The organism is Salipaludibacillus sp. CF4.18, assembly GCF_051262595.1.
GTDB classification, from domain to species: domain Bacteria; phylum Bacillota; class Bacilli; order Bacillales; family Salisediminibacteriaceae; genus Salipaludibacillus; species Salipaludibacillus neizhouensis.
Genome location: NZ_JBIMEV010000016.1, coordinates 1 through 13,356, shown reverse-complemented (window position 1 = coordinate 13,356; position 13,356 = coordinate 1). Strand labels below are relative to the sequence as shown.

15 protein-coding genes are annotated in these 13,356 nt (G+C 37.9%); 12 read left to right on the top strand and 3 right to left on the bottom strand.

The window, feature by feature from the left end; translation table 11 throughout:
• The first annotated feature begins 11 nt into the window (after positions 1-11).
• The 8 genes from ACHABW_RS11840 (at position 12) to ACHABW_RS11805 (ending at position 6,576) form a co-directional block, all read left to right on the top strand.
• Positions 12-1,340, top strand: a complete 1,329-nt coding sequence (locus ACHABW_RS11840; RefSeq protein ID WP_435755504.1) for an acetyl-CoA carboxylase biotin carboxylase subunit — start codon at positions 12-14, stop codon at positions 1,338-1,340.
• A gap of 25 nt (positions 1,341-1,365) precedes the next feature.
• A complete protein-coding gene (locus ACHABW_RS11835) occupies positions 1,366-1,581 on the top strand; it encodes an acetyl-CoA carboxylase biotin carboxyl carrier protein subunit (protein WP_435755503.1) in 216 nt (71 codons plus the stop codon).
• 9 nt (positions 1,582-1,590) lie between these two features.
• Entirely contained in the window at positions 1,591-2,523 is a 933-nt protein-coding gene (locus tag ACHABW_RS11830; RefSeq protein WP_435755502.1) for a hydroxymethylglutaryl-CoA lyase, read from the top strand.
• Positions 2,499-3,275, top strand: a complete 777-nt coding sequence (locus ACHABW_RS11825; protein WP_435755501.1) for an enoyl-CoA hydratase-related protein — start codon at positions 2,499-2,501, stop codon at positions 3,273-3,275. The genes ACHABW_RS11830 and ACHABW_RS11825 overlap by 25 nt, the downstream gene beginning before the upstream one ends.
• A 30-nt stretch (positions 3,276-3,305) precedes the next feature.
• The gene (locus ACHABW_RS11820) at positions 3,306-4,835 is read left to right on the top strand and encodes an acyl-CoA carboxylase subunit beta (protein ID WP_435755500.1); all 1,530 of its coding nucleotides are present in this window, start codon (positions 3,306-3,308) and stop codon (positions 4,833-4,835) included.
• Positions 4,836-4,857: 22 nt separating this feature from the next.
• Positions 4,858-5,550, top strand: coding sequence for a CoA transferase subunit A (locus ACHABW_RS11815; protein WP_110936849.1), 693 nt, complete (start codon positions 4,858-4,860; stop codon positions 5,548-5,550).
• A 16-nt stretch (positions 5,551-5,566) separates the two neighbouring features.
• Positions 5,567-6,217 carry a 3-oxoacid CoA-transferase subunit B gene (locus ACHABW_RS11810; protein WP_435755499.1) on the top strand — a complete coding sequence of 217 codons (651 nt, stop codon included), beginning with the start codon at positions 5,567-5,569 and terminating at the stop codon, positions 6,215-6,217.
• A 146-nt stretch (positions 6,218-6,363) separates the two neighbouring features.
• The gene (locus ACHABW_RS11805) at positions 6,364-6,576 is read left to right on the top strand and encodes a small, acid-soluble spore protein, alpha/beta type (protein WP_435755498.1); all 213 of its coding nucleotides are present in this window, start codon (positions 6,364-6,366) and stop codon (positions 6,574-6,576) included.
• Between the two features lie 112 nt (positions 6,577-6,688).
• Here the strand turns inward: ACHABW_RS11805 and ACHABW_RS11800 are convergent, their stop codons facing one another.
• The 3 genes from ACHABW_RS11800 to ACHABW_RS11790 form a co-directional block, all read right to left on the bottom strand.
• Entirely contained in the window at positions 6,689-7,783 is a 1,095-nt protein-coding gene (locus ACHABW_RS11800; protein ID WP_435755497.1) for an ABC transporter ATP-binding protein, read from the bottom strand.
• A 245-nt stretch (positions 7,784-8,028) separates the two neighbouring features.
• Positions 8,029-8,931, bottom strand: a complete 903-nt coding sequence (locus ACHABW_RS11795) for a PucR family transcriptional regulator (protein WP_435755496.1) — start codon at positions 8,929-8,931, stop codon at positions 8,029-8,031.
• Between the two features lie 16 nt (positions 8,932-8,947).
• The gene (locus ACHABW_RS11790) at positions 8,948-9,169 is read right to left on the bottom strand and encodes a DUF5342 family protein (RefSeq protein ID WP_435755495.1); all 222 of its coding nucleotides are present in this window, start codon (positions 9,167-9,169) and stop codon (positions 8,948-8,950) included.
• Positions 9,170-9,328: 159 nt separating this feature from the next.
• Here ACHABW_RS11790 and ACHABW_RS11785 point away from each other — a divergent pair, with 159 nt between their 5' ends.
• The 4 genes from ACHABW_RS11785 (at position 9,329) to ACHABW_RS11770 (ending at position 13,017) form a co-directional block, all read left to right on the top strand.
• On the top strand, positions 9,329-10,471 hold the full coding sequence (locus ACHABW_RS11785; RefSeq protein WP_435755494.1) for a DUF445 domain-containing protein: 1,143 nt from the start codon (positions 9,329-9,331) through the stop codon (positions 10,469-10,471).
• 133 nt (positions 10,472-10,604) lie between these two features.
• Positions 10,605-10,967 carry a YlbF family regulator gene (locus ACHABW_RS11780; RefSeq protein ID WP_110936842.1) on the top strand — a complete coding sequence of 121 codons (363 nt, stop codon included), beginning with the start codon at positions 10,605-10,607 and terminating at the stop codon, positions 10,965-10,967.
• A gap of 646 nt (positions 10,968-11,613) precedes the next feature.
• Positions 11,614-12,462, top strand: a complete 849-nt coding sequence (locus ACHABW_RS11775; protein ID WP_110936841.1) for an HAD family hydrolase — start codon at positions 11,614-11,616, stop codon at positions 12,460-12,462.
• A 123-nt stretch (positions 12,463-12,585) separates the two neighbouring features.
• A complete protein-coding gene (locus ACHABW_RS11770) occupies positions 12,586-13,017 on the top strand; it encodes a PaaI family thioesterase (RefSeq protein WP_435755493.1) in 432 nt (143 codons plus the stop codon).
• Positions 13,018-13,356 lie beyond the last annotated feature (339 nt).

The window sequence follows — 13,356 nt, the reverse complement described above, 5'->3', positions numbered from 1 at the left end:
GGAGGTTAGAAATGATCACAAAAATATTGATTGCTAATCGAGGCGAAATTGCATGTAGGATTATTAAAACGTGTAAGAGGCTTGATATTCAAACAGTAGCTATATTTTCAGAAGCAGATCGAACTAGTCTTCATGCGTCACAAGCAGATGAGAGCTTCTTAGTCGGTGGATCCCGGGTAAGTGAAAGTTATTTAAATCAATTGAAAATTATTGAGATTGCGAAACAATGCAAAGCTGGTGCGATCCATCCCGGGTATGGACTTCTAGCGGAAAATGCCACGTTTGCAAAATTGGTTCGAGATGCAGGGATCATTTTTATTGGACCTTCGGAAGAAGCAATTGAAAAAATGGGTGATAAAATTCAAGCGAGGAAAATGATGGAAAATGCAGGATTATCTGTTATCCCGGGAATGAATTTGATTAATCTAGAAGAAAAAATGGTAAAAGTAGCAGCAGACAAAGTCGGCTATCCCTTGATGGTAAAAGCAGCAGCAGGTGGCGGCGGAATCGGGATGCAAAAAGTGGAGCGTGAGGATGACATCATGAAAGCAGTTTCTTCGGTTGTGAAACGAGCGGAGAGATTCTTTGCAGATTCTACCATTTATCTCGAAAAATATATTGAAAATCCCCGCCATATCGAGGCACAAATTGCCGGGGACATATTTGGGGAAATAGTTGCGTTAGGTAGTCGTGATTGCTCGATTCAACGACGGCACCAAAAAATCATGGAAGAAGCACCACCTCCAAATTTTTCAGAACAAGCTAATAGACGACTCTTAGCAGAAGCAACCAAAGCAGGATCAACATTAAACTACTCAAATGTGGGAACAATTGAGTTTTTAGTTGACGAGCATGAAAATAGTTATTTCTTAGAAATGAATACACGATTACAAGTAGAGCACCCAGTTACGGAAGAGACATTAGGAATAGATCTTGTCGAATGGCAAATTCGCTTAGCAGAAAGTAATCGAATAGAGAATTTGAAATATAATGAAAAGAAAGCAACTCACGCAATGGAAGTTCGAATATATGCGGAAGACCCTAAAACGTTTTTTCCGTCGCCTGGAACGATTAAAACGTGGTCGTTTCCAGAAATGGATGGCATACGCTATGACTTTGGTGTAGAGGCTGGTACGATCGTTACTCCTTATTACGATCCTATGATCGGCAAAGTAATCGCTTATGCTGCTTCAAGAAATAAGTGTATAGAACTACTGACTAGATGCTTAAAGGAATCTGTTGTTTCAGGGATTAAAACGAATGTACCAATGATTTTAGACGTGCTGGAGGATGAACGATTCAAAATTGGCAAAGTAACAACACATTTTGTAAACGAATAGAAAACCATGGAAGAAGGGGGTACTAATGAAAGTAATTAAATCAAATATGGCAGGGAGTGTTTGGAAAGTTTTAGTATCGGTTGGTGATGAAGTGATAATGGGACAAGAAGTGATTATATTAGAGTCCATGAAAATGGAGATTCCGATTGTTTCGGAAGAAAAAGGAGTTGTAGATGACATCGTTGTAAATGAAGGCGCTTTCGTAGATGAGGATGTCGTTCTAGTAAGGTTGAAAGGTTAGGAGCAGGGGATGAATTTTCCATCAAGAGTGATTCTTAAAGAAGTAGGTCCACGAGACGGGTTGCAACATGAAAGTAGAAATGTATCAACAGCCAATAAAGTGATGTGGATCAACATGTTGAGCGATAGTGGATTACGTTACATTGAGTGTAGCTCTTTTGTCTCGTCATCCTGGATACCGGCACTATCCGATGCAGAAGAAGTTTTCAAACAAATTAAGCGACACCCTGATGCCATCTATTGTGCGCTCGTACCAAATGTTAAGGGCATGGAACGTGCTTTAGCCAGCAATGTTGACGAACTCTCTGTATTTATATCTGCAAGTGCAACTCATAATCGAAAAAATATAAATAAATCAAAACAGGAAACGTATCCTGTATTGGATGAAGTAATTAAAGGGTCATTGGCTGAAAAGAAACGAGTTCGAGGATATATATCAATGGTATTTGGCTGCCCATATGAAGGAGAAATTGCTATTGAAGAAGTGAAAAAAGTTTGTGAGAAACTTTTTCATATGGGAGTGTACGAAATATCATTAGGAGATACGATTGGGATTGCTCATCCAAAGCAAGTAGAGAGATTATTAACTGAATTAAAGAATTATTTTGGCAACCTTGACAACTTTGCATTACATTTTCATGACACGAGAGGTCTTGGGATAGCAAACTCACTTGTTGGTCTCCAAGCTGGCATCCAAACCTTTGACGGTTCATTAGGAGGTTTAGGTGGGTGTCCTTATGCCAAGGGGGCAAGTGGTAATATCGCTACAGAAGATTTAGCTTTCATGTTAGAACAAATGGGTATCGCTACATTTATTCAACAGGAAGCATTAATGAATGCTGCAATGTTTATAGAAAAAGTTTTAAATCACAATCTCCCAAGTCACCAGTTAAATTTATATAAGAAGGGGGTGGATTCATGGAACTTATTCGCACAGAAGTAGTGGACCATATTGGAATAATTACATTGAATCGGCAAGAGGCGGCCAATGCTTTGTCCCACCAGTTACTACTTGAATTAAGGCAGCAACTAAACATTTGGAGTGAAGAAACGAAAATACGTGTTTTAATTATTACTGGGTCTGGAGAAAAGGTCTTCTCTGCAGGGGCTGATTTAAAAGAAAGGGCAGCAATGAATGAGAAACAAGTGCGCGACGCTGTATCAATGATTAGCAATACGATGTTTATCCTTCACGAATTCCCTAAACCAGTAATAGGCGCAATTAATGGGATTGCAATCGGAGGAGGATTTGAACTAGCTCTGGCATGTGATTTAAGAGTTGCCTCGGAAAATGCAAGCTTTGCTCTCACTGAAACAAGTTTAGGCATCATTCCTGGGGCAGGTGGAACGCAGCTTCTACCTAAAATTATCGGTATTCATAAGGCAAAGGAAATGGTATTTACGGGGAAACGCTTGTCTGCTCAAGAAGCTTTGCAAGAAGGTTTAGTGCTAAAGGTAACGTACCGTAAAGAATTAGTCGATGCAGCGATGGATTTAGCCTATGACATTGCTCAGAGGGCACCGTTAGCAAACTACCAAGCAAAAATAGCAATGAGTAAAGCTTTAGAGACATCTTTAGATAGAGGTATGGATATAGAAAGGGAGGCATATGAAGAAATTATTTCTACAAAAGACCGGTTAGAAGGGCTAGCAGCATTTCAAGAAAAACGTCCTGCGAAATTTACCGGTGAATAAATGAAGGGAATGAATGATAGGAGTGACTGTATGGAACTCAATCATGACTGGTTTAAACGAGTAAAAAGAATTGAAGCGGGTGGAGCAGATAAATATCATGAAGCTAATGAAGCGAAAGGAAAGTTATTCGTCAGGAAAAGATTAGCCCTTTTATTTGATAACGGCGACTGGATAGAAGACGGAAAATTTGCGAATGAAGATGTCGGTACATTACCGGCGGATGGGGTAGTAACAGCGACCGGAAAGGTACTAGGAAGAACTGTTTGCGTGATGGCAAACGATTCCACAGTGAAAGCTGGTTCATGGGGAGCGAAAACGGTAGAAAAAATCATTCGTATCCAAGAGACAGCTGAAAAATTAATGGTACCACTTTTCTACCTTGTAGATTCGGCAGGAGCGAGAATTACTGATCAAATCGAGATGTTTCCGAATAGAAGAGGGGCAGGGCGGATTTTTTATAATCAAGTAAAACTCTCTGGAGTGATTCCCCAGGTTTGTTTATTGTTTGGTCCTTCAGCAGCGGGTGGAGCTTATATCCCTGCATTTTGTGATGTTGTCATGATGGTAGAAGGCAATGCCTCTATGTATTTAGGTTCTCCACGGATGGCAGAAATGGTTATTGGAGAGAAGGTTTCTCTGGAAGAAATGGGTGGAGCAAAGATGCATTGTTCCATTTCAGGCTGTGGGGATGTTTTAGTTAAAACAGAAGAAGAGGCAATCCAGAGAGCTAAATCGTATATTTCTTATTTTCCACAGAATTTCAGACAATTTCCAGAAGCAATTCTTTCGCATGCAGCACGAAAGATGGATAAAAGTTTAGAAGAGCTAATACCAAACAACCAAAATGCTCCATTCGACATGAAGGATTTTATAAGTGGCTTGATTGATGAAGAAAGTTTCTTTGAAATGAAGGAACTGTTTGCAAAGGAAATAATTATTGGATTTGCAAGAATGGATGGTAAAGCTTTAGGAATCATTGCCAATCAGCCAAAACAAAAAGGTGGTGTATTATTTCAGGACTCTGCTGATAAAGCCGCTCGTTTTATTCAGTTGTGTGATGCTTTTCAAATCCCATTATTATTCTTAGCAGATGTACCTGGTTTTATGATAGGGACGAAAGTAGAGAAAGCTGGGATTATTCGGCATGGAGCGAAAATGATTGCAGCAATGGCGGAAGCATCTGTTCCGAAAATTTCTGTCATTGTACGGAAAGCTTATGGCGCAGGTTTATATGCCATGGCAGGACCGGCATTTGAACCCGATTGTTGCATTGCTCTTCCGTCAGCACAAATAGCGGTGATGGGTCCTGAAGCAGCTGTTAATGCTGTCTATGCAAATACAATTCAATCTTTGCCGGAAGCGGATAGGTCCTCTTTTATTCAAAAGAAAAGAAAAGAATACGAAGAAGACATTGATATTTACAGGCTAGCATCTGAATTGATTGTTGATGATGTGGTTTTAGCAAATGAATTGAGGACTAATTTAATTTCCCGTTTTGAGTTATACCAATCAAAAGAAAGCTCATTTTCTGTGAGAAAACATCCTGTGTACCCGGTGTAATAGGAAGAGGAGGAATTGAATAATGAAAGAAATTTATCATTCTTTTTCAGACGCTGTAGAAAGTATAAACAATGGTGCAACTCTTTTGGTTGGAGGATTCGGTTTGTGTGGAATTCCGGAAAACTTGATTAAAGCTTTGAGAGAAAAAGGAGTTAAAAATCTCACAGTTGTGTCAAATAACTGTGGAATAGATGATTGGGGTCTGGGACTTTTATTAGAAAACAAGCAAATTGATAAAATATTAGCTTCATATGTTGGCGAAAATAAAGAATTTGAAAGACAAGTGATTGCCGGAGAGTTAGAAGTTGAACTAGTTCCACAAGGAACGTTGGCTGAAAGGCTTCGTGCTGGAGGAGCAGGTATTCCGGCTTTTTATACACCAGCTGGAGTTGGAACAAAAATTGCAGAAGGTAAAGAGACTCGAATCTTCGAAGGGAAGGAATATTTATTAGAAAAAGCAATAAATGGTGATTTTAGCTTGGTTCGAGCTTATCAAGGAGATTCATTCGGTAATTTAGTTTACCGTAAAACCGCGCAAAACTTTAATCCAATTATTGCTGCTGCTGGCAGGGTAACAATTGCCGAGGTAGAACATTTAGTAAATCCTGGACAACTAAATCCCGCATTCATTCATACTCCTAGTATTTATGTAAATAAAATTATTCAAGGCACACAAGAAAAAAGAATTGAAAGAAAAACCTTGAAGGAAGTATAAGAATGGAGGTCGTTTGATGAGTAAAGAACGAAAAGCAATGAGAGAGATGATTGCGAGGCGGGCAGAAAAAGAAATTCAGGACGGGAATTATGTAAACCTTGGCATTGGCATGCCCACAATGGTGGCTAATTATATCTCAGAAAATAAACAAGTGATGTTACAATCTGAGAATGGTCTGTTAGGTATTGGACCATACCCTACAGAGGAAGAATTAGATGCTGACTTAATTAATGCAGGAAAAGAAACGGTGACTGCAATAAATGGATCAGCGTATTTTAACAGCGCAGAATCGTTTGCGATGATTCGTGGCGGCAATATCGATATTGCGATACTCGGAGCAATGGAAGTAGCCGAAAACGGAGATCTAGCTAATTGGATGATTCCCGGAAAAATGATTAAAGGTATGGGTGGCGCGATGGATTTAGTACATGGGGCACAAAGAGTTGTTATTATTATGGAGCACGTTAATCGTGATGGTGGATTTAAAATTTTAAAATCGTGTAAACTGCCTTTAACAGGAAAAGCTGTTGTTAACCGTATTATCACTGAACGAGCTGTAATAGATATAACGGAAAATGGACTTGCATTAATTGAAATACTTGATAAAAGCTCATTTGAGGATATTCAATCTGTGACGGAACCAGTTTTATTGAATCAAACTAAGTGAGCAGGATGCAATTTATGTTGGCCATACTCTGACAAGGAGTGTGGTTTTCTTTTATGGAATAATTTATTTCTAAATATTGTTAGGTTTTTTGGTACATAGCATCCTCGTATTGAAACACACTATGTTTACGATAGGAGGTGAGAAACATGGCAAGTAACAATAACAGCTCAAATCAACTTGTAGTACCAGGCGTACAACAAGCATTGGATCAAATGAAGTATGAAATTGCACAGGAGTTTGGGGTTAACTTAGGTGCAGATGCAACTTCTAGATCAAATGGTTCAGTTGGTGGAGAGATCACGAAACGTTTAGTGCAAATGGCTGAACAGCAATTCGGAGGTCAACAAGGTCAACAGTAATTAATTTAATAAAATGACTAACGGGGAATAGATGCGTCTATTCCCCGACTTTTACATACAAAGAGGGTGTCTCAAAAGATCTATTTATCTTTTGAGACACCCGCAATAATTATTATGGTTTAATACGTTGTTCTGTTTCAGGGTCAAAGAAATGGCACTTATTCATATCAAAAGCAAGCTTCATTTCGTTACCACTTGTAACATCTGTACGAGAATCAACTCGAGCAATAAAATCTTGATCCTCTACTTTAGAGTATAGGAATGATTCTGCCCCCATTAATTCGGCAACATCAATCGTAGCCGTAAATTGAGAATTCTCAGCTGCATCTAGGAATACCGGCTCATCATGAATATCTTCAGGACGGATTCCAAGGATTAGTTCTTTATTATTATATTTCTCAAGAGATTTCAGTTTTCCAACTGGTACTTTTACTGGGAATTCTCCTAGATAGAAATTTCCATCTTTTAATTTACCAGTTAAGAAGTTCATGGAAGGAGAACCAATAAATCCACCTACGAAAACATTGTCCGGATAATCATAAATTTGTTTAGGCACACCAACTTGTTGAATAAAACCGTCTTTCATAACAACCATTCTCGTTGCCATTGTCATGGCTTCTGTTTGGTCGTGTGTTACATAGATTGTTGTTGTTTGAAGACGTTTGTGCAACTTGGTAATTTCCGCACGCATTTGCACTCGAAGTTTTGCATCCAAGTTGGATAAAGGCTCATCCATCAAGAATACTTTTGGATTTCGAACGATTGCACGTCCAAGAGCAACACGTTGACGTTGACCACCAGACATTGCTTTTGGTTTACGATCAAGCATTTCTGTTAATCCAAGAATTTGAGCCGCGTCACGAACACGCTTATCAATGTCTTCTTTTTTGAACTTACGAAGTTTAAGGCCGAAAGCCATGTTCTCATAAACGTTCATATGAGGATAAAGGGCATAGTTTTGGAAAACCATCGCAATATTTCTGTCTTTAGGAGCTACATCGTTTACTTTGTCTTCCCCGATGTAAAGAGAACCACGTGAAATATCTTCCAATCCAGCTACCATTCTGAGTGTAGTTGATTTACCGCAACCAGATGGACCTACGAAAACGATAAATTCCTTGTCTTCTACATCAAGTTTAAAATCTGTAACCGCTTGTACATCACCATCATAAATTTTATAAATACTGTCAAATTTAATATCTGCCATGAAAAAACCCTCCAAAAAATTTAATATCACCTTTATAACTGTTTTTAGTTTACCGTGAAAAGGTTTTCAAGGCTATTGTAACCGTGCACAAAAATTGGACAAAGTTTTTGTGCACATTGCAAGCGATTTCAAATTGGTACTAATTTAGGAATGCATCTCCGCGCAAGCTATGTCGTGGGAGAGGCATCCTGATCTCATAAAAAAGCAGCAAACTTTTTTCCAAAGAGTTATTCAGCTAATTAAATCTATTCGTTTTTGAGAGAATTAAAAGACAAAAGCATAAAATAAACAGCTACCGCATTTGGGAATTGTTTAATGTCAATGGATGTTTTTTCAATAAATTTATCTACTCGATATTGCAAAGTATTGCGGTGCATGAACATTTTCTTGGCTGCAAGACTGGTATTCATATTACATTCCAAATAGGTTTTTACGGATTGTAATAGACTGCGGTCATCCCTAACAGGATCTAGCATAGACAAGATAAATTGAATGGTGTCAGGAGATGCATCATCTAACAAGAGGTAAGTGGTTACATCCTGCTCGATAAAATAAGATCTTGAGGGGTGTGTTCTTTTTACAAGAGAATATGCTTTATTTTCCCAATCATATTGCTGGATTAAACTAGAGGTGTCTGGCACAGAAGAACCAACATACAATGATACTTTGACATAGAAGTCACTTGCTATTGTGTCGACAATTGATTCTAAGGCGATGGAATCATCCATTTCAGAGTCTACTTGTTGAAGCAGGAAACCATCTGTAGCCGTTTTCCAAACTAGTGAAAGGCTGGCAGGGAACAAGCCCTTCATCGCCTCTGAGAAATCACTTCTATCGCCAACATCACCTAGTACAGAAAAATGAATGCATCGAATCGGAAAATAAAGATAACCTTCTGTATTCATTTCTTTTTTTTCAATTAAGAGTTCATAAAATCTTTGATCTTGCGAGTTATGTAAAGGAATATGTCCTTCGATAACCTGGAACAATGCTCTTAATAAAGATATTTCTTGATCGCTTAATAATGACTTGTCTAAAATAAGCTGGCCATTTTCCTTCTCAGGAAAACTGACAATGAATTGCCTTTCGACAGGAAGGTTAAAAGAAGAGATTGCATGAGAATAATGGTGTTTAAGTTGGTCAAACATGATAGTATGTTCCTTTCTATGAATGATCTTCGTAAACATGATACAACATTAAATCATGAACACACGATTCTAAAAATGTCTTATCATCTGTAGTGATACTGGAAGGGTGTATCCATGTTATCTCACCATTTTTAAAGTATTTACCCTTATATTTATTTTTTTTATAGAAGAATGTAAATTCCCATTCTTGATTAATCATGTTATTTTTAATTTCTTTTAGCTGGAAATGGGTGATCACTCGACATTCCTCCAATTAATTATGTAAGCTTAGGGAGTTGCAGCATGATAATAATAGTACCATGAAGAATGGCTCGTTGGAAGATGAATGGAACGTGGAGTTTTGAATTACTGAGTTAGGGAATGGGAAATATAAGGATAGGTAAAGAGAGGGATAGACATGACTAATGATTTATTACTTATTGGGGTTCTTATTATCATAGGAGCAATCATTGGTGGTGGAACGAACATTATTGCGATTCGTATGTTATTTCGTCCTTATGAGGCCAAATACATTGGATCATTTAAACTTCCATTCACACCTGGGTTAATACCCAAAAGAAGATCAGAAATAGCAATTAGCCTTGGGAAAACAGTCGAGGACCATTTAGTTACCCCTGAAGGCATCCAGGAAAAACTAAAGGACGGTCTTTTATTAAAGGAAGCAGAGGATCGACTCTCTTTGGCTGTAAAAGAATTACTAAAAGAAGAATTAACTCTTGATGAATGGTTGGAGTTGCATTTAGATAAAAAGGATCAACTGAAGAATATTCGTCAATCGATTGAATTAGGACTTGAAACAAAGCTACTGGGATGGATAGAAGAATATAAAAATATCCCACTGAAAGAATCAGTTCCTAAACAATGGCATGAAAAAATGAATGCAACGATTCCCTCAATCTCAGCCAGTATTCTTAAGAAGACAGAAGAATATTTACACACCGATGAAGGAAGAGTTCAAATGGAAGAAATGGTTTCCCGTTTTTTTAATTCCCGAGGTGGCATTTCAAATATGCTTGGAAAAATGGCAAATCGATTTTCGCTATCGAGTGCCTTAACTAATGAATTGGTTCGTTTCTTAAACGAAAAGCATACGGAACAGCTTCTTACCAACTTGCTGCAAAAGGAGTGGGAGCAAGTTATTTCTAATTCTCCTTCCAACTATATAAGTGATGAGAATGTATCTACTAGAGTGCAGTCTCTCTCGAAAGCTGTAGTTGATCAGCTGCCTTTAGTTGGTGAGTGGGATAAGCCATTGGAAGTTTGGAGCCATCAATATGAAAAAATACTTCAAAAGACGGTAGTTCCTTATATGATGACTTCTGCTGCCACTATACTATCAAGATATATCAAATCCATTATAAAAAGAATTGGAATCAGGGAAATTGTAACGACGGAAGTAAATGGCTTCCCATTACAAAAGTTAGAGGAAATGCTTCTCGATATAGCAAAGAGGGAATTGAAATTAATTGCAGTTTTAGGTGCATTAATTGGAGCTTTAGTTGGGTTGGTTCAAGGAATAGTTATCGTTTTTTTCGTTTAATTTGATGCCAACGGATGAATTCGTTATTTATTCATGTTATAGTCTAATATGATTCTACATATGTGCGCTTAGGAAAATGAGAAAAATAATTTTGATTAGCTCGTGCATATAAAAACCTAAGGAGGAAATACACATGGCAAATCCATATGACAAAGCAAACGAACTAGCGAAAGAATTAAAAGAAAGCAGTGAGTTTACGCAACTGCGAGAGCTTCATAACGAAGTTAACAAAGACGAAGTGGCTAAGCGTATGTTGGATAACTTCCGTCAAGTTCAAATGGAACTTCAACAAAAACAAATGCAAGGTGAGCAAATTACGGAAGATGAAATTCAAAATGCTCAGAAACAATTTGAGGTAGTGCAACAACATGAGATTATCTCGAAGTTGATGCAAGAAGAGCAAAAAATGAGCCAGCTTGTCAGTGAATTAAACAAAATTATTACAGAACCTTTAGAGGAACTGTATGGTGTTGATCCGCAAGAAGGACAACAGTAATAGTCATGAGGAAGACCTAAAGCAGTTGATGCTTTAGGTCTTTTTTTTAGTGTTAGAATATTTTGTCCTATTTTAACAGGTGTTTTTTAAATTCTTAATTCTTAAAGATTGTTGTATGGTTTTGGATAGATGTGTCCGAATCCGCTTTAGGTGGGGGAGACGCTTCAAGCCTTCGTTCGTTCATGATGACACTCAGGTGCTTCGTGTCAGGTTGATTTAATGACACTAGGAGCCCACTTCTTGTGATGTCTTTAGCTACACTCAAACCCGCATAGACCTGGCGAGTGGAGCTTTTTCGGTGTTTAGAGACATTCGAGGTCGGTCTACTATGCCCAGTGTCACAAATACTTTCTCTAGATCATTGAATTCAAGGAATCCGATTTCCAGGGAAAAATCTTATTTGATATTGTTGGTTCCCTTGCTTGAGGAGGCTCGCGGATTATTCCTCCAAACAACCTTCGATGATAACAAAAGCAACAAAAGAGAAAAAGACACCAAGTTTTTTAAAGATGGCAATGCAGTTTACCTAATTTGTGTTATTTGAAAAAATTAGACAGACACTATTATATAGAAGATCCTTTTGTTCTATATCCTTGTCCTCGCTCATATATAGTATCAATCACGGGTACAAAGGGGAGGAACAACTATGGCATTTCGCTTATTAGCGTTAGACATCGATGGAACCCTTTTAAAATCGAATCATCGATTAACGAAGGATACAAAAGAAGCGATGGATTATGTAAAAAGTAAAGGTGTTTACATTACACTAGCAACAGGTAGGTCTTTTTTCTCGGCAAAAAAAGTAGCAAAATCATTAAAGTTAGAAGACCCATTTTTAATTACTCACCATGGGGCTTTTATGGCTAACGATGTTACAGAACCAATTTTTGAACGAAGAATTTCAGCAGAACAAGTGTATCAGATGGTGGACATCTTAGAGAATTATCATTGTCAATTAAAGGTATTTCATGAAAAGTATGCGATCTCGAATAAAACAAGAGTAAAGCAACCACTCATGGCTAAAGTAGGAATGCAAATGACAGACTCTCTATTCTACCCGATTCATTATATGGAGTCTCCGAGTAACAGACTTATCGACCACCCTATTAGTGCACTTAATATTCAGGCGAGATTTTGGAATGAAAAAGAGCAATTTGACGCATTTGAAGAGTTACAGGATACGGTTACAGGAGTGAAGATTACTTATACCGGAGATGGTGAACTTAACATTACAAATGAATTAGCATCAAAAGAGAATGCTTTGTTGAATTTAGGGAAACGACTTGGAATTAGACCGAATGAAATGGTTGCAGTGAGCTCAGATCATCGAGATATTGGGATGATATCTCAAGCCGGTTTAGGAGTAGCGATGGGTCATGCTGATAGTAACTTGAAAGAAACAGCGGAATGGGTCACGCGTTCCAACGATCAAGATGGTGTTTCTTACATGGTAAAAGAAGTATTTCGAAAACAACATAAATTGGAATATAACTAACTTACTAACTCAAGGAGTTGGAGATAGTTAGTAAGATCAAAATAAAAAGTCCCTAATGGTTGACCATTGTATCGAGGATCGCTAAACTTATAGAAGCATATTTATGGAGGAGAGCTTCTTACAATGGATGAACTGAAAACACAGGAAAAAGCTAATCAGGCAATTAAAGACCACAATGATGCAAGTGGCAATCTTTTTCTCTATTCTTTATTCGATTTCTCGTTTGATTACGATGAAAAAAAAGAACAGCTTAGTCTTCACACTCCTATTTCTGAATTGATGTATAATCCGGTTAAGTTTATTCACGGAGGTATCATTAGTTATATAGCTGATACGGCAATGGGACATCTATGTGCTGCGTTTACTGATAGACCAAGTGTTTCTTTAGAGTTGAAAACACAGTTTTTTCGAACTGCAACATCTGGCTCATTGACAGCATTAGCCTATTTCCTAAAAAAAGGGAGTAATGTCCAATTTGTAGAATGTACGATTCATGATGATAAAGATCGCCTATTAAGCAAAGTAACTGGTACGTTTTACTCAATAGAAACATAAGTTAAGACCGCTTAAAAATGCGGTCTTTTTTTCTTGAAAGATAGGAAAAATATATAAACTGACAACTCTCTTTATACCACACGTATCAAGGGAACCCACCCCGGTTAGCATCTTCACTCATTACGAGGTGCTACTCGTGGTGGCGTAAGATCACGCTGTATTTAAGATACTAAGCATTTATCTTACATCAGAATTTATAAAATTATTTTTTTTTTAGAGATTGTTGTTTTCATCGAACAGAGAGGCTCGAATTCGCTCTAGGCGGACGCTTTCCGCGGGCAATGCTTCAGCCGCTTTCGGACAAAGACCGTCCTACGAGGTCTTCAGCTATTGCTAATC

Coding starts and splice junctions, on each gene's coding strand:
- ACHABW_RS11840 (WP_435755504.1), top strand. CDS start 12: ATGATCACAAAAATATTGATTGCTAATCGAGGCGAAATTGCATGTAGG.
- ACHABW_RS11835 (WP_435755503.1), top strand. CDS start 1,366: ATGAAAGTAATTAAATCAAATATGGCAGGGAGTGTTTGGAAAGTTTTA.
- ACHABW_RS11830 (WP_435755502.1), top strand. CDS start 1,591: ATGAATTTTCCATCAAGAGTGATTCTTAAAGAAGTAGGTCCACGAGAC.
- ACHABW_RS11825 (WP_435755501.1), top strand. CDS start 2,499: ATGGAACTTATTCGCACAGAAGTAGTGGACCATATTGGAATAATTACA.
- ACHABW_RS11820 (WP_435755500.1), top strand. CDS start 3,306: ATGGAACTCAATCATGACTGGTTTAAACGAGTAAAAAGAATTGAAGCG.
- ACHABW_RS11815 (WP_110936849.1), top strand. CDS start 4,858: ATGAAAGAAATTTATCATTCTTTTTCAGACGCTGTAGAAAGTATAAAC.
- ACHABW_RS11810 (WP_435755499.1), top strand. CDS start 5,567: ATGAGTAAAGAACGAAAAGCAATGAGAGAGATGATTGCGAGGCGGGCA.
- ACHABW_RS11805 (WP_435755498.1), top strand. CDS start 6,364: ATGGCAAGTAACAATAACAGCTCAAATCAACTTGTAGTACCAGGCGTA.
- ACHABW_RS11800 (WP_435755497.1), bottom strand. CDS start 7,783: ATGGCAGATATTAAATTTGACAGTATTTATAAAATTTATGATGGTGAT.
- ACHABW_RS11795 (WP_435755496.1), bottom strand. CDS start 8,931: ATGTTTGACCAACTTAAACACCATTATTCTCATGCAATCTCTTCTTTT.
- ACHABW_RS11785 (WP_435755494.1), top strand. CDS start 9,329: ATGACTAATGATTTATTACTTATTGGGGTTCTTATTATCATAGGAGCA.
- ACHABW_RS11780 (WP_110936842.1), top strand. CDS start 10,605: ATGGCAAATCCATATGACAAAGCAAACGAACTAGCGAAAGAATTAAAA.
- ACHABW_RS11775 (WP_110936841.1), top strand. CDS start 11,614: ATGGCATTTCGCTTATTAGCGTTAGACATCGATGGAACCCTTTTAAAA.
- ACHABW_RS11770 (WP_435755493.1), top strand. CDS start 12,586: ATGGATGAACTGAAAACACAGGAAAAAGCTAATCAGGCAATTAAAGAC.